This is a genomic window from Actinomadura syzygii, assembly GCF_008085905.1.
Classification (GTDB): Bacteria; Actinomycetota; Actinomycetes; order Streptosporangiales; family Streptosporangiaceae; genus Spirillospora; species Spirillospora syzygii.
This window is the reverse complement of record NZ_VSFF01000001.1, coordinates 146,272-168,791: the sequence shown is the minus strand read 5'-3', so window position 1 is coordinate 168,791 and position 22,520 is coordinate 146,272. Positions and strand designations below refer to the sequence as shown.

24 protein-coding genes are annotated in these 22,520 nt (G+C 71.8%); 23 read left to right on the top strand and 1 reads right to left on the bottom strand.

The window, feature by feature from the left end; translation table 11 throughout:
* Positions 1 to 54 precede the first annotated feature (54 nt).
* The 8 genes from FXF65_RS00950 to FXF65_RS00915 all read left to right on the top strand — a co-directional run bounded on the left by FXF65_RS00950 (position 55) and on the right by FXF65_RS00915 (position 7,461).
* Complete coding sequence (locus FXF65_RS00950; RefSeq protein WP_148347603.1) at positions 55 to 1,005, top strand: LysR family transcriptional regulator; 951 nt, start codon at positions 55 to 57, stop codon at positions 1,003 to 1,005.
* A 6-nt stretch (positions 1,006 to 1,011) separates the two neighbouring features.
* Positions 1,012 to 1,650: a histidine phosphatase family protein gene (locus tag FXF65_RS00945; protein WP_148347602.1), complete on the top strand. Its 639-nt coding sequence runs from the start codon at positions 1,012 to 1,014 to the stop codon at positions 1,648 to 1,650.
* Between the two features lie 59 nt (positions 1,651 to 1,709).
* Positions 1,710 to 2,297, top strand: coding sequence for a TlpA family protein disulfide reductase (locus tag FXF65_RS00940; protein ID WP_246198286.1), 588 nt, complete (start codon positions 1,710 to 1,712; stop codon positions 2,295 to 2,297).
* A gap of 28 nt (positions 2,298 to 2,325) precedes the next feature.
* The gene (locus FXF65_RS00935; protein ID WP_148347600.1) at positions 2,326 to 3,069 is read left to right on the top strand and encodes a cytochrome c biogenesis CcdA family protein; all 744 of its coding nucleotides are present in this window, start codon (positions 2,326 to 2,328) and stop codon (positions 3,067 to 3,069) included.
* A 1-nt stretch (position 3,070) separates the two neighbouring features.
* Positions 3,071 to 4,876 carry a cytochrome c biogenesis protein ResB gene (gene resB, locus FXF65_RS00930; RefSeq protein ID WP_148347599.1) on the top strand — a complete coding sequence of 602 codons (1,806 nt, stop codon included), beginning with the start codon at positions 3,071 to 3,073 and terminating at the stop codon, positions 4,874 to 4,876.
* Positions 4,877 to 4,880: 4 nt separating this feature from the next.
* On the top strand, positions 4,881 to 5,906 hold the full coding sequence (gene ccsB / locus FXF65_RS00925) for a c-type cytochrome biogenesis protein CcsB (RefSeq protein ID WP_187412007.1): 1,026 nt from the start codon (positions 4,881 to 4,883) through the stop codon (positions 5,904 to 5,906).
* A gap of 177 nt (positions 5,907 to 6,083) precedes the next feature.
* On the top strand, positions 6,084 to 7,085 hold the full coding sequence (locus FXF65_RS00920; RefSeq protein WP_148347598.1) for a hypothetical protein: 1,002 nt from the start codon (positions 6,084 to 6,086) through the stop codon (positions 7,083 to 7,085).
* Positions 7,086 to 7,143: 58 nt separating this feature from the next.
* Positions 7,144 to 7,461 (top strand): hypothetical protein, encoded by a 318-nt coding sequence (locus FXF65_RS00915; protein ID WP_148347597.1) that lies wholly within the window; start codon positions 7,144 to 7,146, stop codon positions 7,459 to 7,461.
* Between the two features lie 193 nt (positions 7,462 to 7,654).
* Here the strand turns inward: FXF65_RS00915 and FXF65_RS00910 are convergent, their stop codons facing one another.
* Positions 7,655 to 7,858: a BldC family transcriptional regulator gene (locus FXF65_RS00910; protein ID WP_021593176.1), complete on the bottom strand. Its 204-nt coding sequence runs from the start codon at positions 7,856 to 7,858 to the stop codon at positions 7,655 to 7,657.
* Positions 7,859 to 8,218: 360 nt separating this feature from the next.
* On the opposite strand from FXF65_RS00910, the gene FXF65_RS00905 reads away from it, so the two are divergent.
* The 15 genes from FXF65_RS00905 (at position 8,219) to nuoK (ending at position 22,519) form a co-directional block, all read left to right on the top strand.
* Positions 8,219 to 9,232, top strand: coding sequence for a threonine ammonia-lyase (locus FXF65_RS00905; protein WP_148347596.1), 1,014 nt, complete (start codon positions 8,219 to 8,221; stop codon positions 9,230 to 9,232).
* A gap of 12 nt (positions 9,233 to 9,244) precedes the next feature.
* A complete protein-coding gene (locus FXF65_RS00900; RefSeq protein ID WP_148347595.1) occupies positions 9,245 to 9,508 on the top strand; it encodes a DUF4229 domain-containing protein in 264 nt (87 codons plus the stop codon).
* A gap of 86 nt (positions 9,509 to 9,594) precedes the next feature.
* Entirely contained in the window at positions 9,595 to 10,296 is a 702-nt protein-coding gene (locus FXF65_RS00895) for a demethylmenaquinone methyltransferase (protein ID WP_148347594.1), read from the top strand.
* Positions 10,297 to 10,431: 135 nt separating this feature from the next.
* Positions 10,432 to 11,688: a geranylgeranyl reductase family protein gene (locus tag FXF65_RS00890; RefSeq protein ID WP_148347593.1), complete on the top strand. Its 1,257-nt coding sequence runs from the start codon at positions 10,432 to 10,434 to the stop codon at positions 11,686 to 11,688.
* Positions 11,689 to 11,894: 206 nt separating this feature from the next.
* Positions 11,895 to 12,254: an NADH-quinone oxidoreductase subunit A gene (locus tag FXF65_RS00885; protein ID WP_148347592.1), complete on the top strand. Its 360-nt coding sequence runs from the start codon at positions 11,895 to 11,897 to the stop codon at positions 12,252 to 12,254.
* Position 12,255: 1 nt separating this feature from the next.
* Positions 12,256 to 12,801 (top strand): NuoB/complex I 20 kDa subunit family protein, encoded by a 546-nt coding sequence (locus tag FXF65_RS00880; RefSeq protein ID WP_148347591.1) that lies wholly within the window; start codon positions 12,256 to 12,258, stop codon positions 12,799 to 12,801.
* Position 12,802: 1 nt separating this feature from the next.
* Positions 12,803 to 13,549 carry an NADH-quinone oxidoreductase subunit C gene (locus FXF65_RS00875; protein WP_148347590.1) on the top strand — a complete coding sequence of 249 codons (747 nt, stop codon included), beginning with the start codon at positions 12,803 to 12,805 and terminating at the stop codon, positions 13,547 to 13,549.
* The gene (locus tag FXF65_RS00870) at positions 13,546 to 14,892 is read left to right on the top strand and encodes an NADH-quinone oxidoreductase subunit D (RefSeq protein ID WP_148347589.1); all 1,347 of its coding nucleotides are present in this window, start codon (positions 13,546 to 13,548) and stop codon (positions 14,890 to 14,892) included. Before FXF65_RS00875 ends, FXF65_RS00870 begins: the two co-directional genes overlap by 4 nt.
* Entirely contained in the window at positions 14,889 to 15,668 is a 780-nt protein-coding gene (nuoE, locus tag FXF65_RS00865) for an NADH-quinone oxidoreductase subunit NuoE (protein WP_148347588.1), read from the top strand. The genes FXF65_RS00870 and nuoE overlap by 4 nt, the downstream gene beginning before the upstream one ends.
* Positions 15,665 to 16,969 carry an NADH-quinone oxidoreductase subunit NuoF gene (gene nuoF, locus FXF65_RS00860; RefSeq protein WP_148347587.1) on the top strand — a complete coding sequence of 435 codons (1,305 nt, stop codon included), beginning with the start codon at positions 15,665 to 15,667 and terminating at the stop codon, positions 16,967 to 16,969. Before nuoE ends, nuoF begins: the two co-directional genes overlap by 4 nt.
* A complete protein-coding gene (locus tag FXF65_RS00855) occupies positions 16,966 to 19,458 on the top strand; it encodes an NADH-quinone oxidoreductase subunit G (RefSeq protein WP_148347586.1) in 2,493 nt (830 codons plus the stop codon). Before nuoF ends, FXF65_RS00855 begins: the two co-directional genes overlap by 4 nt.
* Complete coding sequence (nuoH, locus tag FXF65_RS00850) at positions 19,455 to 20,813, top strand: NADH-quinone oxidoreductase subunit NuoH (protein WP_148347585.1); 1,359 nt, start codon at positions 19,455 to 19,457, stop codon at positions 20,811 to 20,813. The genes FXF65_RS00855 and nuoH overlap by 4 nt, the downstream gene beginning before the upstream one ends.
* Positions 20,800 to 21,333, top strand: a complete 534-nt coding sequence (gene nuoI / locus FXF65_RS00845; protein ID WP_148347584.1) for an NADH-quinone oxidoreductase subunit NuoI — start codon at positions 20,800 to 20,802, stop codon at positions 21,331 to 21,333. Before nuoH ends, nuoI begins: the two co-directional genes overlap by 14 nt.
* Complete coding sequence (locus FXF65_RS00840; RefSeq protein ID WP_148347583.1) at positions 21,330 to 22,223, top strand: NADH-quinone oxidoreductase subunit J; 894 nt, start codon at positions 21,330 to 21,332, stop codon at positions 22,221 to 22,223. Before nuoI ends, FXF65_RS00840 begins: the two co-directional genes overlap by 4 nt.
* Positions 22,220 to 22,519 (top strand): NADH-quinone oxidoreductase subunit NuoK, encoded by a 300-nt coding sequence (nuoK, locus tag FXF65_RS00835; protein WP_148347582.1) that lies wholly within the window; start codon positions 22,220 to 22,222, stop codon positions 22,517 to 22,519. The genes FXF65_RS00840 and nuoK overlap by 4 nt, the downstream gene beginning before the upstream one ends.
* Position 22,520 lies beyond the last annotated feature (1 nt).

The window sequence follows — 22,520 nt, the reverse complement described above, 5'->3', positions numbered from 1 at the left end:
GAGTCGTTTTAGGACAAGCGAGACCTTCTTGACACCTCGTTTTAGTATTGCTACATGCTGGATCTGGAGCGCCTGCGCGCCCTGCACTCCGTCGCGACCTACGGCTCGGTGAGCGCCGCCGCCGACGTCCTGCACGTGACCACGTCCGCCGTGTCCCAGCAGCTCGCGAAGCTGGAGCGGGAGACCGGGCAGAAGCTGCTCGAACGCAACGGGCGCGGCGTCCGGCTCACCGACGCCGCCGAACTGCTCGTCGCGCACGCCGAGCGGATCCTGTCGCTCGTCGAGCAGGCCCAGGCCGACCTGGAGGCGCACCGCGGCTCGGTCGTCGGGCAGCTCGCCGTCGCGGCGTTCCCGACGGCGATCCGCGGGCTGATGCCCGCCGCGCTGCGCGCCCTGCGCGCCGACCACCCCGAGCTGCGCGTCCTGCTCCGCGAGGAGGACCCGATGCGCAGCATGCCGCTCGTCTCGCGCGGCGACTACGACATGGCCGTCGTCCAGGACTGGAACAACGAGCCGCTCCCCATGCCCGAGGGCCTGCACAAGGGCGTCATCTGCGACGACGTCGCCGACGTGGCGCTGCCGGCCACGCACCCGCTCGCCGGGCGCGGCACCATCCACCTCAAGGAGCTGGCCGGCGACCCGTGGATCAGCTCGTCGTCCGACAGCATCTGCTGCGACTGGCTCATCCGGACGCTCCGCGCCGTCGACAGCGAGCCCAACATCGACCACATGGCCTACGAGTTCGCCACCCAGCTCTCGCTCGTCGCCGCCGGTCTCGGCAACGCGATCCTGCCCCGGCTCGGCCGCTGCGACGTGCCGCCGGGCGTGGCGATCGTGCCGCTGTCGGCGCCGCTCTCGCGCCGCGTGTACGCGGTGTGGCGGGAGGAGGCGGCCCGGCGCCCGGCCATCCGCGCGACCCTCACGGCGCTGCGCGCCGCCGTCCCCGGCGGCGTTCCGGACGGCGTCCCCGATGGACGGAGGCGCGAGGCCGCGCGGGTAACCTGACCGGCGATGACTGAGACAACGACGGTCCACCTGCTGCGGCACGGTGAGGTGCACAATCCCGAGGGCATCCTGTACGGGCGGCTGCCCGGCTACCGCCTCAGCGAGGACGGCGTCCTCATGGCGAAGGCCGCCGCCAAGTGGTTCGCCGACCGGGACGTCACCGCCGTGTTCGCCTCCCCGATGCAGCGGGCGCTGGAGACGGCCGCGCCGCTCGCCGACGCCTTCGACCTGCCCGTGACCGTGGACGACCGGCTCATCGAGGCCGACAACCACTTCGAGGGCCACACGTTCGGCGCGGGCTCGGGGTCGCTGCGGCGTCCGGAGCACTGGCGGTACCTGGTCAACCCGTTCCGGCCGTCCTGGGGCGAGCCGTACAAGGAGCTCGCCGCCCGGATGCGGGCCGCCGTGATCAGGGCGCGGGAGGCGGCGCGCGGCCACGAGGCCGTGTGCGTCAGCCACCAGCTGCCGATCTGGATCCTGCGGCTGCACGCCGAGCACCGCCGCCTCTGGCACCACCCGAAGCGGCGCGAATGCGGGCTGGCCAGCCTGACGAGCCTGACGTTCACCGGCAGCAGGCTGGTCGAGGTCGCCTACTGCGAGCCCGCGGCGGGCATCGCGAAGGCCCCCGGTGTCGCGGGCGCCTGACCCCACCGCTAAGTTTATCTACTACGCCCTGTAGTAACACCCCGACCGAGGAGGGTCCGTTGAGCCCCCGAGTCTCCCCGGCGCGCGCCGCCGCGGCCGCCGCCGCGCTCTGCGGGCTGCTGGCCGGGTGCGCCGGGACGAGCGCCTCAGGCGACGGGCAGGGCAGCGACACCCGCTTCGTGTCCGGCGACGGGAACGTGACGGAGTACAAGGCGGCGGGCCGCAAGGGCGTCCAGGACGTCGGCGGCGACGCCCTCGACGGCAAGCCGGTCAAGCTCGCCGACCTCAAGGGCAAGGTCGTCGTCGTGAACTTCTGGGCGTCCTGGTGCGCGCCGTGCCGCGGCGAGGCGCCGTCCCTCGAGCAGGTGTACACCGAGAACAAGGCGAAGGGCGTCGAGTTCCTCGGCGTCAACTTCAAGGACTCCAAGGCCAACGCGCAGGCGTTCGAGCGGAAGCTCAAGGTCACCTACCCGAGCCTGTTCGACGCGGACGGGCAGGTCACGCTGGCTTTCCGGGCGGTGCCGCCGAACGCGATCCCGAGCACGCTCGTCCTCGACCGGCAGGGCCGGGTCGCCGCCCGGATCATCGGCTCGACGACGTACTCCAAGCTGAACCCGCTGGTCGCCAAGGCCGTGGCCGAGAAATGAGCGGCCGAGCAGTGAGCGCCAGTCCGACGTGAGCACGGTCAGCGAGACGGTCGTCAGCGGGTCGCTGGTCGCGGCGGCGCCGCTGGCGGCGCTCGCCGGGCTCGTCTCGTTCGCGTCGCCGTGCGTGCTGCCGCTCGTCCCCGGCTACCTGTCCTACGTCACGGGCATGACCGGCGCCGAACTCGCCGAGCAGCGGCGCGGCCGCGTCCTCGCCGGGGTCCTGCTGTTCGTCGCCGGGTTCAGCGTCGTGTTCGTCAGCTACGGCGTGATCTTCGGCGGGCTCGGCCGCTGGCTGCTCGAATACCAGGACACGATCACCCGCGTCCTCGGCGCCGTCACCATCGTGTTCGGGCTGGCGTTCATGGGCCTCATCCCGGGGCTCCAGCGGACGTTCAAGTCCGGCCGCCTCCCGGCCGCCGGGCTCGCGGGCGCGCCGCTGCTCGGCGTCCTGTTCGGGCTCGGCTGGACGCCCTGCATCGGCCCGACGCTCGGCGCCGTGCAGAGCCTCGCCGTCACCGAGGCGAGCGCCGAGCGGGGCGCGCTGCTGTCGCTGGCGTACTGCCTCGGCCTCGGCCTGCCGTTCGTCGCCGCCGCGCTCGCCTACCGCTGGGCGCTCGGCGCGTTCGGCGCGGTGAAGCGCCACTACCCGCTGGTCATGCGGACCGGCGGGGGCATGCTCGTCCTCATCGGGGTGCTGCTGGTCAGCGGCCTGTGGGGAGACCTGACCATCGAGCTGAGGTCGTGGATCAGCGGCTTCGAACCGGTGATTTGAGATGACAGAGACCAGGCACGAGACCGGCCGCGAGAGCGGCCCCGCCGACACCGACGCCCCGGAGGCGGGCACCGAGGCCCCGGCCGCGCGCCGCGCGCCGGGCGAGGCGGGCGGACGGCCGCTCGGCCTCGGCCCGCTCGGCTGGCTGCGCTGGGGCTGGCGGCAGCTCACCACGATGCGGACCGCGCTGATCCTGCTGTTCCTGGTGGCGCTCGGCGCGGTGCCCGGATCGGTCCTGCCGCAGCGCGGCCAGGCGCCGGAGAAGGTCGTCCGCTACCTGGACGAGCACAGGACGCTCGGGCCGTGGCTCGACAAGTCCTCCATGTTCGACGTGTTCGCCGCCCCCTGGTTCGCGGCGATCTACATCCTGCTGTTCGTCTCGCTCGCCGGGTGCGTCATCCCGCGCGCGGGGAAGCACTACCGGTCGATGCGGGCCCGGCCGCCCGCCGCGCCGCGCAACCTCGGGCGGCTGCCGCAGTCCGCGACGTTCGAGACGGACGCGGCCCCGGAGGACGTCCTCGCCGACGCCCGCAAGGCGCTGCGCGGACGCCGGTTCCGGGTGGACGTGTCCGGCGGCGCCGCGGCCGCCGAGAAGGGCTACCTGGGCGAGACCGGCAACCTGCTCTTCCACCTGGCGCTGCTCGCGCTGCTGTTCGCGCTCGGCCTCGGCAACCTGTTCGGCTACCGGGGCAACGTGCTGCTGACCGAGGGCAAGACGTTCGCCAACTCGCTGAGCCAGTACGACCAGTTCACCCCGGGACGCGCGTTCAGCGACGGCGAGCTGGCCCCGTTCACCGTCACGCTGGACGACTTCAAGGCCGAGTACGAGCCGAACGGCGAGAAGCGCGGCCAGGCCACCGAGTTCAACGCCAAGATCCATTACCGGAAGTCGCCGGACGGCAGGGACCAGGCGTACGACCTCCAGATCAACCACCCGCTGAAGGTGGGCGGGGCGAAGGTGTACCTGCTCGGGCACGGGTACGCGCCGGTGTTCACCGTCAAGGACGCCAAGGGCGACGTCGCCTTCCAGGACTCCGTCCCGTTCCTCGCGATGGAGCCGCGGAACCTGACGTCCGAGGGCGTCATCAAGGCCCCGGACGCCGAGCCCGACCAGCTCGCCTTCTACGCCATCCTGTGGCCCACCGCCATGGCCAGCGAGGACCAGAAGCAGATCGTCTCGGCGTTCCCCGCGCCGCTCCGCCCGGTCGTCACGATCACGGCCTTCAAGGGCGACATCGGCCTCGACTCGGGGACGCCGCAGTCGGTCTACCGGCTGGAGGGCATCGGCAAGACGCTCCAGCCGGTCAAGGGCGGGCAGAAGCTGCTGGAGCCGGGGGAGACGTTCACGCTGCCCGGCGGGGCCGGGTCCGTGACGTTCGACGGGCTGCGCGAGTACGCGACGCTGTCGGTGAACCACGACCCCGGACGCATCCCCGCGCTGATCGCCGCCATCCTCGCGGTGCTCGGCGTGGCGACGTCGTTCATGGTCCGTCGGCGCAGGGTGTGGGTCCGTGCGAGCGCCGGGAAGGGCGGGCGTACGGTGGTCGAGGTCGGCGGACTCACGCTGGGCAGCCCGACCTCGGAGTTCGACGACATCGTGACCGCCCTCCGCGGTCCGTCCCCCCACTCCGACGAGCCCGGCGAGACCAGCGGGACCGGCGAGACCGGCGAGACCAGCGAGTCCGGTGAAACGGAACAGGGCGTCGAAACCGACGCGCCCGACGAGACGGAGCCGGGCGCCGCGTCCGGTGCGAGCGAGCCCGACGCCGACCGGGACCCCGGCCCGGCGACCGAACCGAAGGAGTGAGCCGGTGAGCAACGCCGACCTCGCGAACCTGAGCGACAAGCTCATGCTGACCACGGTGCTGATGTACGTCGTCGCCCTGGTCGCCTACGCCGTGGACCTCGGCTTCGGGCGCCGGGGCGCCGCCTCGTCCGCCGAGGCGAAGGCCGAGAAGACCGCCGAGGCGAAGGTCGAGGCAAAGGCCGAGGCGAAGGCGGAGGCGAAGGTGCTCGTCGGCTCGGCGGGCGCCGCCACCGTCGACGCCGCGCCCGCGGCCGAGAAGGACGACGACGGCGGCGGCGGTGAGCGTCGGCAGGTCGACGCCATCCGGCTCGCCGTGCTGCTGAGCGTGCTCGGCTGGGCCACGCACCTCGGCGTCCTCGTGACCCGCGCCGCCGCCGCGCACCGGTGGCCGTGGGGCAACATGTACGAGTTCCTCACCGCGATCTCGTTCGCCGCGGTCACCGCCTTCCTCGTGGTGATGTTCCGCTACCGGGCGCGGTTCCTCGGCGCGCCGATGATGGCCGCCGCCGTCGTCGCGCTCGGCGTCGCGAACATCTGGCTGTACGACTCGGTCGGCCCGGTCAGCCCGGCGCTGAACTCGTACTGGATCGCCATCCACGTGACCGCCGCGATCATCGCGACCGGGTCGTTCTCCGTGGCGGGCGCCGCCACGATCCTCTACCTGCTGAAGATCCGCGGCGAGGCGCGCGGGGCCGCCGCGGCCGGGTTCCTCGCCCGCGTCCCGTCCGCCGAGACGCTCGACCGGCTGTCGATGCGGGTCACGATGTTCGCGTTCCCGATCTGGACGGCCGCGATCATCATGGGCGCGATCTGGGCCGACCAGGCGTGGGGCCGCTACTGGGGCTGGGACCCGAAGGAGGTCTGGTCCTTCGTCACCTGGATCATCTACGCCGCCTACCTGCACGCCCGCGCGACCGCCGGGTGGCGGGGCCGCAAGGCCGCGATCCTGTCGCTGATCGCGTTCGCCGCGCTGCTGTTCAACTTCTTCGGCGTGAACTACATGTTCTCGGGGCTCCACTCCTACGCCTGACCCGGAGCCCGCTCCCGCCGGGCGCCTGATCCGGGTGTAACGGTCCGTCCCGTCCGGGGAATCCGTGACTCCTGGGGATGACGGAATGTCGGCTCCCGGCTTACCCTTCCTCGGGTGGGATCCGGTCGGGCGGCGAGCGCCGCCCGCTCCCCGCGGGTCCCGTAACAGAGGAGCCTGATGCGCTTCAAAGGCGTCCATCGAAAGCCCCGGGAGCTGTGGGGCCGGGAGTCGTCGCGCGGCGGGCGGTTCCGCGGGGCCGAGGTCCGCGAGCAGGCCCGCCAGGAGATCCGCGACGACGCGGCGTACTCGCCGTCCCCGCCCGACTCGGGGCAGGTGCGGCCGCGCAGCAACCAGCCGCGCGACAGGTTCGGACGGTTCCGCAAGGCCGGACGCGACGACGAGTTCGCCACCGGCGCGGACGGCCCGGCCGCCGGGCAGTTGGACGCCGCGCCCGGCCCCACCGGCCGGTTCGGCCGCCGCCAGGTCCGCCCCCGGTCCGGCGACTACGCGTGGAGCGACTTCGAGCTGGACGACGACCGGCTGCGCGTCGAGCCGTACCCGCCGGGCATGCCGCACGCCGCGGACGGGCGGCGCAACTGCGGCGTCCTGGAGAGCGTGCTGTACCGGCAGTGGGACGACCGGCAGGGCCCGCCGCCGCCCGAGGTGATCGGCGCCGTCGACAGCCTGGCGTCGCTGCCGGACCGGCTGAAGGAGAAGCTCGCCGCCGGGCTGGACGGCATCTACGTGGGGCCGGGCGGCGTCCCGCAGCTCGACGACATGGGCCACCTGCGCGACCGTCCGCTGCCCTCCGGCCGCGCCACCTGGGACATCTGCGCGGGCGCGTACGGCGACCGCAAGATCGTGGTCGGCGACCGGCCGTCCCCGACCCCGGACGTGATGCTCCACGAGGTCGGGCACGCGCTCGACGACATCGACGGCGACGACGGCGAGTGGACGTCCGACAGCCCCGCCTTCACCCGGCTCTACGAGGAGTGCCTGCCGCATCTCGCGAGCGACTTCCACCGCCAGCCGAACGCGCTCGGCCGCCGCGAGTTCTTCGCGGACGCGTTCGCCGCGATCTCCTCCCGGCAGCGGCCCGCGCTCGTCGATATGCTCCACGGCAACATTCGGATGGCCCTAGAGGTCATGCTCTTCTTCAACCGCAGGTACGGAATCTAGGACCCTTGGACACCGTGATGTCAGGCCGCGCAACGCCGAACCGCGAGGATGGTCGACGATGTACGTGATCCGACTCCCCGACGGCACGCTGCGGGTGCCGCACAGCGTCCTGTCCGACGCGGACGAGGCCGGCCCGTCCGGCGGCGTGCCCGGCGGCGCGGCGGCCGAGCCCGGGACGACGCGGCGCGAGGAGCGGATCATCGCCGACGCCTACGTCGAGATCGGCCCGGACGACCCCGACTACGACCGCCTGCTCCGCGACTCGCTCACCGAGGAGGAGTTCGCGGACCGGCGCCGCCAATGGCGGGAGGGGGACGCCGACCTGCTCCGCCAGTTCGAGGAGTGGAAGGCGAGCGACTCCGACGAGCGGCCCTAGGGGGAGCGGGCGGCCGTTGGAGCGTTGCAATCGCAAGCCGGGCGAAACGGGAGGTGCGGGGTGGAGGAGACCCTGGCCGCCCGGGCGTGGGGACCGGCCGCGATGGGGCGGTCCGGGCGGCAGGGCCGACAAGCGGGGTGCGGTCGGCCGTTCCGGCCTGGCGGCGGCCAGGATCAGATCGGCCGGTGCCGGGTCAGCGGGCCGAATGCTCGGCGACGGGCTCCTCGCCGCGCAGCAGCGCGTGCACCTCGGACTCCCGGAAGCGGCGGTGCCCCCCAGGAGTGCGGATGCTGCTGATCCGGCCCGCGGCGGCCCACCGGGTGACCGTCTTCGGGTCGACCCGGAAGAGGGCGGCGACCTCTCCTGGGGTCAGCAGGCGCTCGCTCGTGCTCTCCACGTTTTCTCTCCCCCTTTGTCCCGCTCTCGGCGCGGGTGGACTGTTTAACAGTGTGGCGGGTCAAGACCGATTTCTCCCTTGTTTTCGGAAAAGATCACGGACCGTAGTTCGCCGAGCAGCGCCGATGACACTCGGTGCCCGCGTCATCGGCCACAGCGACCCCGCTGACCCCGTTTGACCTGCCAGGTCACGCTCAGAACCGGCGTGCGCGCCCCCGCCGGCCGTCCCGTCCGCCGCACCGCCCGCTTTCCGGGGACGCCTTCCGGAACGTCTTCCCCAGAGGGCGCGGGACGGTTCCCGGACGGCGTGGAGCGTTTGCCGGACGGCGTGGAGCGGCCCGCGCGAAGTAGTCTCCGAGCCATGTCCGATCTTGTCACGCTCCCGGAGATCGAGCGGGCCGCCGAGCGGATCGCCGGCGTCGCCGTCCGGACGCCCCTCGTCCCCTTCCCCCGCGACCCGGCCCCGGCCGCGGCCGGGGAGCCGGTCCTGCTGGTGAAGCCCGAGTCGCTCCAGCCGATCGGCGCGTTCAAACTGCGCGGCGCCTACTCGGCGATCTCGTCGCTGCCCGCGGCCGAGCGCGAGCGCGGCGTCGTGACCCACTCCAGCGGCAACCACGCCCAGGCCGTCGCCTACGCGGCCCGCGCGATCGGGATCCGGGCCGTGCTCGTCATGCCGCACACCACGCCCGGCGTGAAGGTGGACGCCTGCATCGCGCTCGGCGCGGAGGTCGTGTACGTGGAGCCGACGTCGCGGGCGAGGTCGGAGACCGCCGCGAAGCTGGCCGAGGCGCACGGTTTCACGATGATCCCGCCCTACGACGACGCGCGGATCATCGCCGGGCAGGGGACGGCGGGGCTGGAGATCGTCCAGGACCGCCCGGACGTGGACGTGGTGCTCGTCCCGATCAGCGGCGGCGGGCTGATCGCCGGGATCGCCGCCGCGGTGAAGGCGCTGCGCCCGCAGGCGCACGTGATCGGCGTCGAGCCCGAGTTCGCCGCCGACGCCCGCGACTCGATGGCGGCGGGACGCCCGGTCGCGTGGACGGCCGAGGACACCGGCCGCACCATCGCGGACGCGCTCCGCGTCCAGCAGGTCGGCGACCTGCCGTTCGCGCACATGCGCGCCCACGTGGACGGCGTCGTCACCGTCGCCGAGCACGAGATCCGCGGGGCGATGCGCCGCCTCGCCCGCGAGGCCCGGCTGATCGCCGAGCCGGGCGGCGCCGTCGCGACCGCCGCGTACCTCTACCACCGCGACGAGCTCCCCGACGGCCGCGTGCACGTCTCGGTCCTGTCGGGCGGCAACGTCGACCCGGACCTCTTCCAGGACGTCCTGCGCGGACCCCGGACGGAGGCGGCGGAAACCCGGGGATAGGCTCGAGGCGTCATGCGTTCCGTACTCCTCTACACCGCCGCGCGGCTCGTGATCTTCATCGCGACCGCGGGCGTGCTGGCGCTGTTCGGGGCCCGCGGGTTCCTGCTCCTGCTGCTTGCGCTGCTGATCAGCGGCGTCGTCAGCTACGTCCTGCTGTCCGCGCAGCGCGACCGGATGTCGGCCGTCGTCGCCCGGGGCGTCCGCGGCGGGCGGGAGCGGGTCGAGAAGGCGGTCGCCAAGGAGGACGGCGTCCGTCCCGGCGCCGACCGGCGCTGACCCGCCGATGAGCCCTCGCTGACCCGCGAGTGACCCCGGGTGAGCCCGTGCGTCGAGCGGTCGTCCGGGGCTTCTAGGCTGGTGGCATGAGCCGCGCCTCCCTGGAGAAGAAGCCCGCCGACGTCGCGGCGATGTTCGACGGCACCGCCGAGCGCTACGACCTGCTCAACACGCTGATGACCGGCGGCCGCGACCGGCGCTGGCGGCGCGAGGTCGTGCGGTCGCTGGCGGCGCGGCCGGGCGAGCGCGTCCTCGACCTCGCGGCCGGGACGGGCACGTCCTCGGTCCCGTTCGCGGACGCCGGGGCCGAGACCGTCGCCTGCGACTTCTCGCTCGGCATGCTCCGCGTCGGCACGCGCCGCCAGGCGGGCGTGAAGCGGTTGAGCTTCGTCGCGGGCGACGCGCTCCACCTCCCGTTCGCGGACGGCTCGTTCGACGCGGTGACGATCTCGTTCGGGCTGCGCAACGTCGCCGACACCGGCCGCGCGCTCCGCGAGCTGCGGCGCGTCGCGAAGCCGGGCGGGCGCCTGCTGATCTGCGAGGTGAGCCACCCGCCGAACCCGCTGCTCGCGTTCGGGCACAGGGCGCACCTGCGGTACGGGCTGCCGCTGCTGGCGCGGGTCAGTTCCAACCCCGACTCCTACCACTACCTCGCCGACTCGACGCTGGCGTGGCCCGACCAGGCGGCGCTGGCGCGGCTCGTCCAGGACGCGGGGTGGGAGCGGGTCCGATGGCGCGACCTCACCTTCGGGGTGGCCGCGCTGCACCACGCGGTCAACCCGAGCTAGCCGAGGGGGCGGTTTCCAGGACCGATCCATTCGTGGACCCGCCCAGAAGTACGCACCAGTCGTGATAAAGGAATAGACTCCCCACCGGATCCTTGTGAAGTACTTCACAAGCGAACGAGCGCAAAGAGGACCACCGTGACCGACTCCACCCGACACGCGGACGTGATCGTCGTCGGGGCAGGCCCCGCCGGATCGTCGACCGCCTACTGGCTGGCGCAGGCCGGCCTTGACGTGTTCCTGCTGGAGAAGGCCACGTTCCCGCGCGACAAGATCTGCGGCGACGGCCTCACCCCGCGGGCCGTCCGGGCCCTCATCGGCATGGGCGTCGACGTCAACGACCCCGGCTGGGGGCGCAACCGCGGCCTCCGCATCTACGGCGGCGGCGTCAAGGTCGAGCTGCCGTGGCCGGAGCTCGCCTCGTTCCCCGACTTCGGGCTCGTCCGCAAGCGCACCGACTTCGACCAGCTCCTCGCCGAGCACGCGGCCAAGGCGGGCGCGCGGCTGCTCCAGGGCTGCACGGTCACCGGCCCCATCCTGGACGAGCGCACCGACCGTATCGTCGGCGTCACCGCCGAGCACGAGGGCGAGGAACTGGAGTTCCGCGCGCCGCTGGTCGTGGCGGCCGACGGCAACTCGTCCCGGCTGTCGCTCGCCATGGGGCTGCGGCGGCGCGAGGACCGTCCGATGGGCGTCGCCGTCCGCCGCTACTTCGAGTCCCCGCGGCACGACGACGACTTCATGGAGGCGTGGCTCGAACTCTGGGACGGCCAGCGCCTCCTGCCCGGCTACGGCTGGGTGTTCGGCGTCGGCGACGGGACGTCCAACGTCGGCCTCGGCCTGCTCAACACGAGCAAGGCGTTCCAGAACGTCGACTACCGGGGCATGCTCAAGCGCTGGTGCGCGCAGATGCCCGCCGACTGGCGCTTCGACGAGGACCACGCCACCTCCAAGATCCGCGGCGCGGCGCTGCCGATGGGCTTCAACCGGCAGCCGCACTACACCCGCGGCATGCTGCTCGTCGGCGACGCGGGCGGCATGATCAACCCGTTCAACGGGGAGGGCATCGACTACGCGCTGGAGTCCGGGCGGCTCGCCGCCGACATCATGGTGCAGGCCCTCGGCCGCCGCACCCCCGCCCAGCGGGAGCGGACGCTCTACGAGTACCCGCGCATCCTGAAGGACGAGCACGGCGGCTACTTCACGCTGGCCCGGGTGTTCGTCCAGGCGATCGGCGACCCGCGCGTCATGAAGTTCCTCACCGCGCACGGGCTGCCCCACCCCACGCTGATGCGATTCACGCTCAAGCTGCTCGCGAACCTCACCGACCCCAAGGGCGGCGACGCGATGGACCGGGTCATCAACGCGATGCAGAAGGTGGCTCCGGCGGCATGAACGAGCGCATGGCGAGCGTGATTCCGCAGGTGAGCGGACTACAGTGCATTACCCGACCCCCTGAGGGGAGCGCATTTTGATCACCTTGGCTAGGGTGGCGGCGGCTCGCGGAGGACCCGAGTCCTTCCGGGGGGCGCGGGGGGCCGCCCCCCCGCACGAGAACGTCCCGGACAACGCCGTACGTCGCGAGGAGAGGCTGTAGAGAGATGGATCTCTATATTCCGGTCATCGCGCTCGGGGTGCTCGCCTTCGGCTTCGCCGGATTCTCGGTGGCGATGGCGTCGCTCACCGGGCCGAAGCGGTGGAACCGCGCGCGGTTGGACGCCTACGAGTGCGGCATCGAGCCGACCCCGCAGCCGGTGGGCGGCGGCCGCTTCCCGATCAAGTACTACCTGACGGCGATGCTCTTCATCGTCTTCGACATTGAGATCATCTTCCTTTACCCCTGGGCGGTCGCGTTCGACCGGATGGGGCTCTTCGGCCTTGTCGAGATGGTTCTTTTCATCGTCACCGTGCTCGTCGCGTACGCCTACATCTGGCGGCGCGGCGGTCTGGAGTGGGACTGAGATGGGTCTAGAGGAGAAACTTCCCAGCGGGTTCCTGCTGACCACGGTCGAGCAGGTCGCGGGATGGGCGCGCAAGAGCTCGGTGTGGCCGGCGACGTTCGGCCTGGCGTGCTGCGCGATCGAGATGATGGCGACGGGCGACCCCCGGCACGACTTCTCCCGGTGGGGGATGGAGCGCGCCTCGGCGACGCCGCGGCAGGCCGACCTGATGATCGTCGCGGGCCGGGTGAGCCAGAAGATGGCGCCGGTGCTGCGGCAGATCTACGACCAGATGACCGAGCCGAAGTGGGTCATCGCGATGGGCGTGTGCGCGTCGTCCGGCGGGATGTTCAACAACTACGCGATCGTGCAGGGCGTCGACCACATCGTCCCGGTGGACATCTACCTCCCCGGCTGCCCGCCGCGGCCCGAGATGCTGCTGGACGCGATCCTGAAGCTGCACGACAAGATCCAGAACACCAAGCTGGGCCCGCAGCGCGCGAAGCAGATCGAGGAGCTGGAAGTGGCCAAGCGCCGCCAGCTTCCGCTGCTCGGACAGGGGGCGTGAGTTGAGTTCGCAGCACCCTGAGCAGCAGGCCGAGCAGGGCGCCGACAAGCTGCCCGCGCACACCGAGGAGGAGCGGCGCGAGCAGCCGGTCGTCCGCAAGGGCATGTTCGGCGCGCGGACGACCGGCGACACGTCCGGCTACGGCGGGCTCGTCGTCCGGCAGAGCCCGAAGGTGTCGGCGGCCCGCCCGTACGGCGGCCCCGGCGGCGCGGCCGAGCCCGGCGAGTTCGACGCGGTCGCGGACGAACTCGAACGCGCCTACCCCGACTTCGGGGACGCGATAGACCGCGTCGTCGTCGACCGCGGCGAGCTGACGTTCTTCGTCAAGCGCGAGCACCTGCGCGAGGTCGCGAAGACGATGCGGGACGAGCCGTCCCTGCGCTTCGAGCTGTGCTCCGGCGTGTCCGGCGTGCACTACCCGCAGGACGAGGGCGCCGAGCTGCACTCCGTCGTCCACCTGCTGTCGATCACGCACAACCGCCGGGTCCGCCTTGAGGCGACCTGCCCGGACGCCGACCCGCACATGCCGTCGCTGGTGCCCGTCTACCCGACGAGCGACTGGCACGAGCGGGAGACCTACGACTTCTTCGGGATCGTCTACGACGGGCATCCCGCGCTCACGCGCATCGAGATGCCGGACGACTGGGTCGGCCATCCGCAGCGCAAGGACTACCCTCTCGGCGGCATCCCCGTCGAGTACCGCGGAGCGGAGATCCCGCCGCCCGACGAGCGGAGGTCGTACACATGAGCAGTACGAAGTACACCGAGTACGACGCCTACGCCGCGGAAGAGGCGGCCGAGGGCAAGGTCTTCGACATCGGCGGGCAGGACTGGGACCAGGTCGTCGCGGGCGCCGAGGACCTCGGCGACGAGCGGCTCGTCGTCAACATGGGGCCGCAGCACCCGTCCACGCACGGCGTGCTCCGCCTCATCCTCACCCTCGACGGCGAGACGGTGAACGAGTGCCGGGTGGGCATCGGCTACCTGCACACCGGCATCGAGAAGAACATGGAGTTCCGCACCTGGACGCAGGGCACCACGTTCTGCACCCGGATGGACTACCTCGCCCCGATCTTCAACGAGACGGCGTACTGCCTGAGCGTCGAGAAGCTGCTCGGCATCACCGACCGGATCCCGGAGCGCGCCGAGATCATCCGCGTGATGATGATGGAGCTGAACCGGATCTCCTCGCACCTGGTCGCGATCGCCACGTTCGGCCTGGAGATCGGCGCGACGACGGTGATGCTGAACGGGTTCATCGAGCGCGAGTACACGCTCGACCTGTTCGAGGAGATCACCGGCCTGCGGATGAACATGGCCTACGTCCGTCCGGGCGGGGTCGCGCAGGACCTGCCGTCCGGCGCCACCAGCAAGATCCGCGACTACCTCGACCGGATGCCGAAGCGGATCCAGGCGCTGCGCAAGCTGAACGACGAGAACCCCGTCTTCAAGGCGCGCACGAAGGACATCGCCTACCTCGACCTCACCGGCTGCATGGCGCTCGGCGTGACCGGGCCCGTGCTGCGCGCCACCGGCCTCCCGTGGGACCTGCGCAAGTCGCAGCCGTACTGCGGCTACGAGACCTACGACTTCGAGGTCGCGACGCAGGACACCAACGACGTGTACGGCCGCTACCTCGTCCGGATGGACGAGATGGAGGAGTCGCTCAAGATCGTCGAGCAGTGCCTGGACCGGCTCCAGACGGCCAAGGGCCCGGTGATGATCGAGGACAAGAAGATCGGCTGGCCGGCGCAGCTCGCGATCGGCGCGGACGGCATGGGCAACTCGCCCCGGCACATCGCGCACATCATGGGCACCTCCATGGAGGCGCTGATCCACCACTTCAAGCTGGTGACCGAGGGCTTCCGGGTGCCGGCGGGCCAGGCGTACGCGCCGATCGAGTCGCCGCGCGGCGAACTCGGCGCGCACGTCGTGAGCGACGGCGGGACGCGCCCCTACCGGGTGCACTTCCGCGAGCCGTCCTTCGTCAACCTGCAGGCCGCGCCCGTGATGTCGGAGGGCGGCATGATCGCCGACGTCATCGCGGCCGTGGCCAGCATCGACCCGGTCATGGGGGGAGTGGACCGTTGAGTTTCGAACCGGAGGTGCGCGAGCGCCTGGAGCGGGACGCCAAGGAGATCATCGGCCGCTATCCGCGGCCGCGGTCGGCGCTGCTCCCGCTGCTGCACCTCGTCCAGTCCGCCGAGGGGCACGTCTCGCAGGACGGCATCGAGTTCTGCGCCGAGCAGCTCGGCATCACGCCGGCGCAGGTGACGGGCGTCGCGACGTTCTACACGCAGTACAAGCACGCGCCGGTCGGCGAGTACCACGTCGGCGTCTGCATCAACACGCTGTGCGCGATCATGGGCGGCGACCAGATCTGGAACGAGCTGTCCGAGCACGCGGGCGTCGGTCACGACGAGGCCACCGCCGACGGCAAGGTCAGCCTTGAGCGGATCGAGTGCAACGCGGCCTGCGACTTCGCCCCGGTGATGATGGTCAACTGGGAGTTCTTCGACAACATGACTCCCGAGAAGGCCAAGCAGCTCGTCGACGACCTGCGCGCGGGCCGGAAGGTGCTGCCGACGCGCGGCCCCGAGAACCTGGCCACGTGGAAGGAGGCGTCGCGGGTGCTCGCCGGATTCCCGGACGGGCGCGCGAACGAGGGCGTCCAGGCCGGGCCGGAGTCGCTGCGCGGCCTCAAGCTCGCGCAGGAGCGCGGCTGGACGGCGCCCCGCACCGACGTCGACCGCGAGCGTCCCGACGAGCCGGTCAAGCCGGAGCACATCGCCGAGCCGCCGCACGAGCCGGGCAAGCCCATCCCGGGCGAAGCCAAGCCCGGCAGCCAGGAGGGACGGAACAAGTGACCACGCTCACCCCGGTCCTCACCGGCAACTGGGACCAGGCCGACTCGTTCACCCGCGCGGGCTACGAGCGCGGCGGCGGGTACGCGGCGCTGCGCAAGGCGCTCGGGACGGCGCCGGACGAGATCGTCCAGGCGGTCAAGGACTCCGGGCTCCGCGGCCGCGGCGGCGCGGGCTTCCCCACCGGCATGAAGTGGGGCTTCCTCCCGCCGAGCAGCCCGAACCCGCGCTACCTCGTCGTCAACGCGGACGAGTCCGAGCCGGGCACGTGCAAGGACATCCCGCTCATGATGGCGAACCCGCACGTGCTGGTCGAGGGCGTCATCATCAGCTCGTACGCGATCAAGTCGAACCTCGCGTTCATCTACGTGCGCGGCGAGGTGCTGCACGTGATCCGCCGGCTGCACCAGGCCGTCGCGGAGGCGTACGAGGCCGGCTACCTCGGCAAGGACATCCTCGGCTCCGGCTACGACCTGGACGTGGTCGTGCACAGCGGCGCCGGCGCCTACATCTGCGGCGAGGAGACGGCGCTGCTCGACTCGCTCGAAGGGTTCCGCGGCCAACCCCGGCTCAAGCCCCCCTTCCCGGCCGTCGCGGGCCTGTACGGCGGGCCCACTGTCATCAACAACGTCGAGTCGATCGCCTCGGTTCCCTCGATCGTCGCGAACGGCCCCGACTGGTTCGCCTCGATGGGCACCGAGAAGTCGCAGGGCTTCGGGATCTTCTCGCTGTCCGGGCACGTGACGCGGCCCGGCCAGTACGAGGCGCCGCTCGGCATCACGCTGCGCGAGCTGCTCGACATGGCGGGCGGGATCCGCGAGGGGCACCGGCTGAAGTTCTGGACGCCCGGCGGGTCGTCCACCCCGATCTTCACCGACGAGCACCTCGACGTCGCGCTCGACTTCGAGTCGGTCGGCGCGGCCGGGTCCATGCTCGGCACCCGCGCGCTGCAGATCTTCGACGAGACGACGTGCGTCGTCCGGGCCGTGCTGCGCTGGTCGGAGTTCTACGCGCACGAGTCGTGCGGCAAGTGCACGCCGTGCCGCGAGGGCACCTACTGGTACAAGCTCATGCTGAAGCGGCTGGAGGCCGGGCAGGGCACCGAGGAGGACCTGGAGACCCTGCTCGACATCTCCGAGAACATCCTCGGCCGCGCGTTCTGCGCCCTCGGCGACGGCGCGACCAGCCCGGTCGTGTCGTCCATCAAGCTGTTCCGGGACGAGTACCTCCAGCACTTCGAGCACGGCGGCTGCCCGTTCGACCCGGCGAAGTCCACCCTCTGGGCTAACGGAGGTGCCCGATGAGTGCTACTGTGAGTGGCGGCTCGGCGACTCAGAGTGCTCCCCGCGCACGCGGGGGTGATCCGGTGGAGATGGTGTCCTGCACCATCGACGGCTTCGAGATCGAGGTGCCTAAGGGCACGCTGATCATCCGGGCCGCCGAGCTGCTCGGCATCCAGATCCCCCGGTTCTGCGACCATCCGCTGCTCGACCCGATCGGCGCCTGCCGCCAGTGCCTGGTCGAGATCCCGGACGCCGGGAACGGCCGCGGGATGCCGAAGCCGCAGGCGTCCTGCACCACCACCGTGATGCCGGGCATGGTCGTCAAGACCCAGCTCACCTCGCCGGTGGCCGACAAGGCCCAGCACGGCATCATGGAGTTCCTGCTCATCAACCACCCGCTGGACTGCCCGATCTGCGACAAGGGCGGCGAGTGCCCGCTGCAGAACCAGGCGATGTCCAACGGCCGCGGCGAGACGCGGTTCGTGGAGGCGAAGCGGACGTTCCCGAAGCCGATCCCGCTGTCCAGCCAGGTGCTGCTCGACCGCGAGCGCTGCATCCAGTGCGCCCGCTGCACCCGGTTCTCCGACCAGATCGCGGGCGACGCCTTCATCGACCTGTTCGAGCGCGGCGCGAAGGAGCAGGTCGGCGCGGCGGACGGGCAGCCGTTCCAGTCCTACTTCTCCGGCAACACCGTGCAGATCTGCCCGGTGGGCGCGCTGACCGGCGCGGCCTACCGGTTCCGGTCGCGGCCGTTCGACCTCGTGTCGTCGCCGAGCGTGTGCGAGCACTGCGCGTCCGGCTGCGCGATCCGGACCGACCACCGGCGCGGCAAGGTGACGCGGCGGCTGGCCGGCGACGACCCGCAGGTCAACGAGGAGTGGAACTGCGACAAGGGCCGCTGGGCGTTCACCTACGCTTCCCAGCCGGACCGGTTGACGCACCCGCTCGTCCGGAACGAGGACGGCGTGCTGGAGCCCGCGTCCTGGCCGGAGGCGCTGACCATCGCGGCCGAGGGCCTCGCGCGGGCGCGCGGGTCGGCGGGCGTGCTGACCGGCGGGCGCATCACGCTTGAGGACGCCTACGCCTACGCCAAGTTCGCGCGGATCGCGCTCGGCACGAACGACATCGACTTCCGGGCCCGCCCGCTGTCGGACGAGGAGACGCGGTTCCTCGCCGCGTCCGTCGCCGGACGCTCCATCGAGGTCTCCTACAGCGACCTGGAGAAGGCGCCCGCCGTCCTCCTCGCCGGGTTCGAGCCGGAGGAGGAGTCGCCGATCGTCTTCCTGCGGCTCCGCAAGGCGTTCCGCAAGAACCGGCTGAAGGTCCTCGCGGCGGCGCCGTTCGCGACGCGCGGACTGGCGAAGGTCGGCGGCACGCTGCTGCCGACCGCGCCCGGCGCGGAGGCCGACACCCTCGCCTCGATCATCGGGGACGCGGAGCACTCCGACGTGCGCACCCTGCTGGAGGCCCCAGGCGCGGTGATCCTCGTCGGGGAGCGGCTCGCGACCAGCCCCGGCGCGCTGACCTCGGCGCTCCGGCTGGCCCGGGTGACCGGCGCGAAGCTCGCGTGGGTGCCGCGCCGGGCCGGGGAACGCGGCGCGGTGGAGGCCGGGGCGCTGCCCGGCCTGCTGCCGATCGGCCGTCCGGTGACCGACCCGGAGGCACGGGCCGAGGTGGCCCGCGCCTGGGGCGTCGCCGAACTGCCCGCCGCCCCGGGCGAGGACGCGGACGGCATCATCGCCGCGGCCGCGGCCGGACGGCGCGGCGCGCTGCTCGTCGGCGGCGTCGACCCCTACGACCTCGCCGACCCGGACGCGATGCTCCGCGCCCTGGACGCCACCCCGTTCGTGGTGAGCCTGGAGCAGCGGCCGAGCGCGGTCACCGACCGCGCCGACGTCGTGTTCCCGGTCGCGGCGGTCGCGGAGAAGTCCGGGACGTTCGTCGACTGGGAGGGCCGCGGCCGCCAGTTCGACATCGTGCTGAAGTCCGCCGGGAAGATGTCCGACCTGCGGGTGCTGGACGCGCTCGCCGACGAACTGGACGTCCACCTCGGCCTGCCCGGCCCGGACGCCGCCCGCGGCGAGCTGACCCGGCTCGGCGGGTACCGGGGCGAGCGGCCGGCCGCGCCGGACGTCCCGCAACAGCTCCCGCCGCGCGTCGAGCGGGGCGAGGCCCTGCTGTCCACGTGGCGGCTGCTGCTCGACAAGGGCCGCATGCAGGACGGCGAGCCGTTCCTCGCGGGCACCGCGAAGGGCGCGCTCGCCCGGCTGTCGCCCGCGACGGCCGCGGAGCTCGGCGCGACCGACGCGGTGACGGTGACCGGCCCGCGCGGCGCGGTCACGCTCCCGCTGCTCGTCACCGGCGACCTGCCCGACCGGGTGGTGTGGCTGCCGGCGAACTCGGCGGGCCTCGCCGTCCACCGGGACCTCGGCGCGGCGGCCGGAAGCGTCGTGAAGGTCGCGGCCGGGACGCTCGCGACCGCCACCGAGAACGCTGGAGGCACGGAATGAGCGCGCTCGCGCCCTACGCGACGGCCCAGGCGGCTCCCGCCGAGGGCGGGCAGCTCGCGGGCTTCGGCGAGGACCCGTGGTGGCTGATCGGCGGCAAGGTCGTCGTCGTCTTCGCGTTCCTGGTCGTGACCGTGCTGCTGACGATGTGGATCGAGCGGCGCGTCATCGGCCGGATGCAGCTGCGCGTCGGCCCGAACCGCGCCGGGCCGCAGGGCCTGCTGCAGGGCCTCGCCGACGGCGTGAAGCTGGCGCTCAAGGAGGACATCGTCCCCCGGCACGTCGACAAGGTCGTGTTCGTCCTCGCGCCGGTCATGTCGGCGGTGCCCGCGTTCATCTCGTTCGCGATCATCCCGTTCGGGCCCGAGGTGTCGATCTTCGGGCACACGACGGCGCTCCAGCTCACCGACCTTCCGGTGGCGGTGCTGCTCGTCCTCGCGATGTCGTCCATGGGCATCTACGGGATCGTGCTCGCGGGCTGGTCGTCGATGTCGCCGTACTCGCTGCTCGGCGGGCTCCGCTCGTCCGCGCAGATGATCTCCTACGAGATCGCGATGGGCCTGTCGTTCGTGGCGGTGTTCATGTTCGCGGGCTCGATGTCCACCTCGGAGATCGTCGCGGCGCAGGACAAGACCTGGTTCGTGATCCTGCTCGCGCCGTCCTTCGTCGTGTACGTGATCACGATGATGGGCGAGTCGAACCGCATCCCGTTCGACCTGCCCGAGGGCGAGGGCGAACTGGTCGGCGGCTTCCACACCGAGTACTCGTCGCTGAAGTTCGCGATGTTCTTCCTCGCCGAGTACATCAACCTGACGACGCTGTCGGCGCTCGCGACGACGCTGTTCCTCGGCGGCTGGCGCGCCCCCTTCCCGATCTCCACCGTGTGGGCGGGCGCGAACTCCGGCTGGTGGCCGATCCTGTGGTTCCTGGCGAAGGTGTTCCTGTTCATCTTCTTCTTCATCTGGCTGCGCGGCACGCTGCCCCGCGTCCGCTACGACCAGCTGATGAAGCTCGGGTGGAAGGTGCTGATGCCCTTCTCCCTCGGCTGGATCCTGCTCGTGGCGACGATCCGGGCGCTGAAGAACGACGGCCACGACATGCGGACGATCGTCATCGGCACCGCGGTGGCCGCCGCGGTCGTGCTGGTCGCCACGGTGGTCTGGGAGCTGATGCGCGGCGGCGAGGACGACAAGGAGATCGTCCCCGGCGCGGCCGGGCACGGCGGCCCGGCCGCGGCCGCCGGCGGGTTCCCGGTGCCGCCCCTGGACGCGCCGCACTACCACGGGCGGGCCCGCGAGCCGGGCGGGGCGTCCACGATCGAAACCCCTCCTGAGGAGGTCACCAGTGGGACTCACTGATTTCCTGAACCCGGTAAAGGGGTTCGGGGTCTCGTTCCACCAGATGTTCATGAAGAGCGAGACCGTTCAGTACCCCGAGGTGAAGAAGCCGACCGCCCCGCGCTTCCACGGGCGGCACCAGCTCAACCGGTGGCCGGACGGCCTGGAGAAGTGCGTCGGGTGCGAGCTGTGCGCCTGGGCCTGTCCGGCCGACGCGATCTTCGTCGAGGGCGCCGACAACACGGCGGACGAGCGGTACTCGCCCGGCGAGCGGTACGGCCGCACCTACCAGATCAACTATCTGCGGTGCATCCTCTGCGGGCTGTGCATCGAGGCGTGCCCGACGCGGGCGCTCACGATGACGAACGAGTACGAGCTCGCCGACGACAGCCGCGAGAGCCTCATCTACACCAAGGAGATGCTGCTCGCGCCGCTGCGGGAGGGCATGGAGGCGCCGCCGCACGAGATGCGGCTCGGCGACACCGAGGAGGAGTACTACCGCCTCGGCCTCCAGCCCGAAGAGGGCGGTGACGGGAAATGACGCACCTCCTCGCCGCGGAGGTCGCGGACAAGCAGGCGGGCGAGCCGTTCTTCTTCTGGCTGCTCGCCGCCGTCTCCGTCTGCGCCGCGCTCGGCATGATCCTGGTGCGCAAGGCGGTGCACTCGGCGCTGCTGCTCGCGACCGTGATGCTCTCGCTCGCCGCGCTGTACGCGATCCAGAACGCGCCGTTCCTGGCGTTCGTCCAGGTGATCGTCTACACCGGCGCCGTGCTGATGCTGTTCCTGTTCGTGCTGATGCTCGTCGGCGTCAGCTCGACGGACTCGCTGGTCGAGACGATCCGCGGCCAGCGGTTCTGGGCGGTGATCGCCGCACTCGGGTTCGTCGTCCTGCTGACGGTCGGGCTCGGGAACGCCGCGCTCGGCAGCTCGAAGGGCCTCGACCAGGCCAACGCGGAGGGCAACGTCGTCGGCCTGGCCCGGCTGCTGTTCTCCAAGTACGTGTTCGCGTTCGAGGCGACGAGCGCGCTGCTGATCACGGCGGCGCTCGGCGCGATGGTGCTGGCGCACCGGGAGCGCACCGAGCCGAAGGCGACGCAGAAGGACATGTCGAAGGCGCGGTTCCTGTCCGGCGACCACCCGGGCCCGCTGCCGGGCCCCGGCACCTACGCCCGGCACAACGCCGTCGACATGCCGGCGCTGCTGCCCGACGGGACGCCGTCCGAACTGTCGGTCAACCCGGTCATCGCGGCCCGGACCGACACCGCGGAGCGGCACGTCGACCTGTTCGGCGGCACCGAGGAAGAGGCGGTCGAGCGGGACGTCCGCGCCGTGAAGGCCGCGACCGAGGAGGCCGCGGACGCGGACGCCGAGTCCCGCTCCGTGAAGTCCGGGTCGCCGGCCTCCGGACGTGAAGGGGAGGCGGGCGAATGAGCCCCGGGCACTACCTGGCGCTCTCGGCGGTCCTGTTCACCATCGGAGCGTTCGGCGTCCTCGTGCGCCGCAACGCGATCGTGGTGTTCATGTGCGTCGAGCTCATGCTGAACGCGACGAACCTTGCGTTCGTGTCGTTCTCCCGCATGCACGGCAACCTGGACGGCCAGATCATCGCGTTCTTCGTGATGGTGGTGGCCGCGGCGGAGGTCGTGGTCGGCCTGGCGATCATCATGACCGTCTTCCGGACCCGCAGGTCCTCGTCGGTGGACGACGTGAACCTGCTGAAGTACTGAG

Coding starts and splice junctions, on each gene's coding strand:
- FXF65_RS00950 (WP_148347603.1), top strand. CDS start 55: ATGCTGGATCTGGAGCGCCTGCGCGCCCTGCACTCCGTCGCGACCTAC.
- FXF65_RS00945 (WP_148347602.1), top strand. CDS start 1,012: ATGACTGAGACAACGACGGTCCACCTGCTGCGGCACGGTGAGGTGCAC.
- resB (WP_148347599.1), top strand. CDS start 3,071: ATGACAGAGACCAGGCACGAGACCGGCCGCGAGAGCGGCCCCGCCGAC.
- FXF65_RS00920 (WP_148347598.1), top strand. CDS start 6,084: ATGCGCTTCAAAGGCGTCCATCGAAAGCCCCGGGAGCTGTGGGGCCGG.
- FXF65_RS00915 (WP_148347597.1), top strand. CDS start 7,144: ATGTACGTGATCCGACTCCCCGACGGCACGCTGCGGGTGCCGCACAGC.
- FXF65_RS00905 (WP_148347596.1), top strand. CDS start 8,219: ATGTCCGATCTTGTCACGCTCCCGGAGATCGAGCGGGCCGCCGAGCGG.
- FXF65_RS00900 (WP_148347595.1), top strand. CDS start 9,245: ATGCGTTCCGTACTCCTCTACACCGCCGCGCGGCTCGTGATCTTCATC.
- FXF65_RS00895 (WP_148347594.1), top strand. CDS start 9,595: ATGAGCCGCGCCTCCCTGGAGAAGAAGCCCGCCGACGTCGCGGCGATG.
- FXF65_RS00885 (WP_148347592.1), top strand. CDS start 11,895: ATGGATCTCTATATTCCGGTCATCGCGCTCGGGGTGCTCGCCTTCGGC.
- FXF65_RS00880 (WP_148347591.1), top strand. CDS start 12,256: ATGGGTCTAGAGGAGAAACTTCCCAGCGGGTTCCTGCTGACCACGGTC.
- FXF65_RS00870 (WP_148347589.1), top strand. CDS start 13,546: ATGAGCAGTACGAAGTACACCGAGTACGACGCCTACGCCGCGGAAGAG.
- FXF65_RS00855 (WP_148347586.1), top strand. CDS start 16,966: ATGAGTGCTACTGTGAGTGGCGGCTCGGCGACTCAGAGTGCTCCCCGC.
- nuoH (WP_148347585.1), top strand. CDS start 19,455: ATGAGCGCGCTCGCGCCCTACGCGACGGCCCAGGCGGCTCCCGCCGAG.
- FXF65_RS00840 (WP_148347583.1), top strand. CDS start 21,330: ATGACGCACCTCCTCGCCGCGGAGGTCGCGGACAAGCAGGCGGGCGAG.
- nuoK (WP_148347582.1), top strand. CDS start 22,220: ATGAGCCCCGGGCACTACCTGGCGCTCTCGGCGGTCCTGTTCACCATC.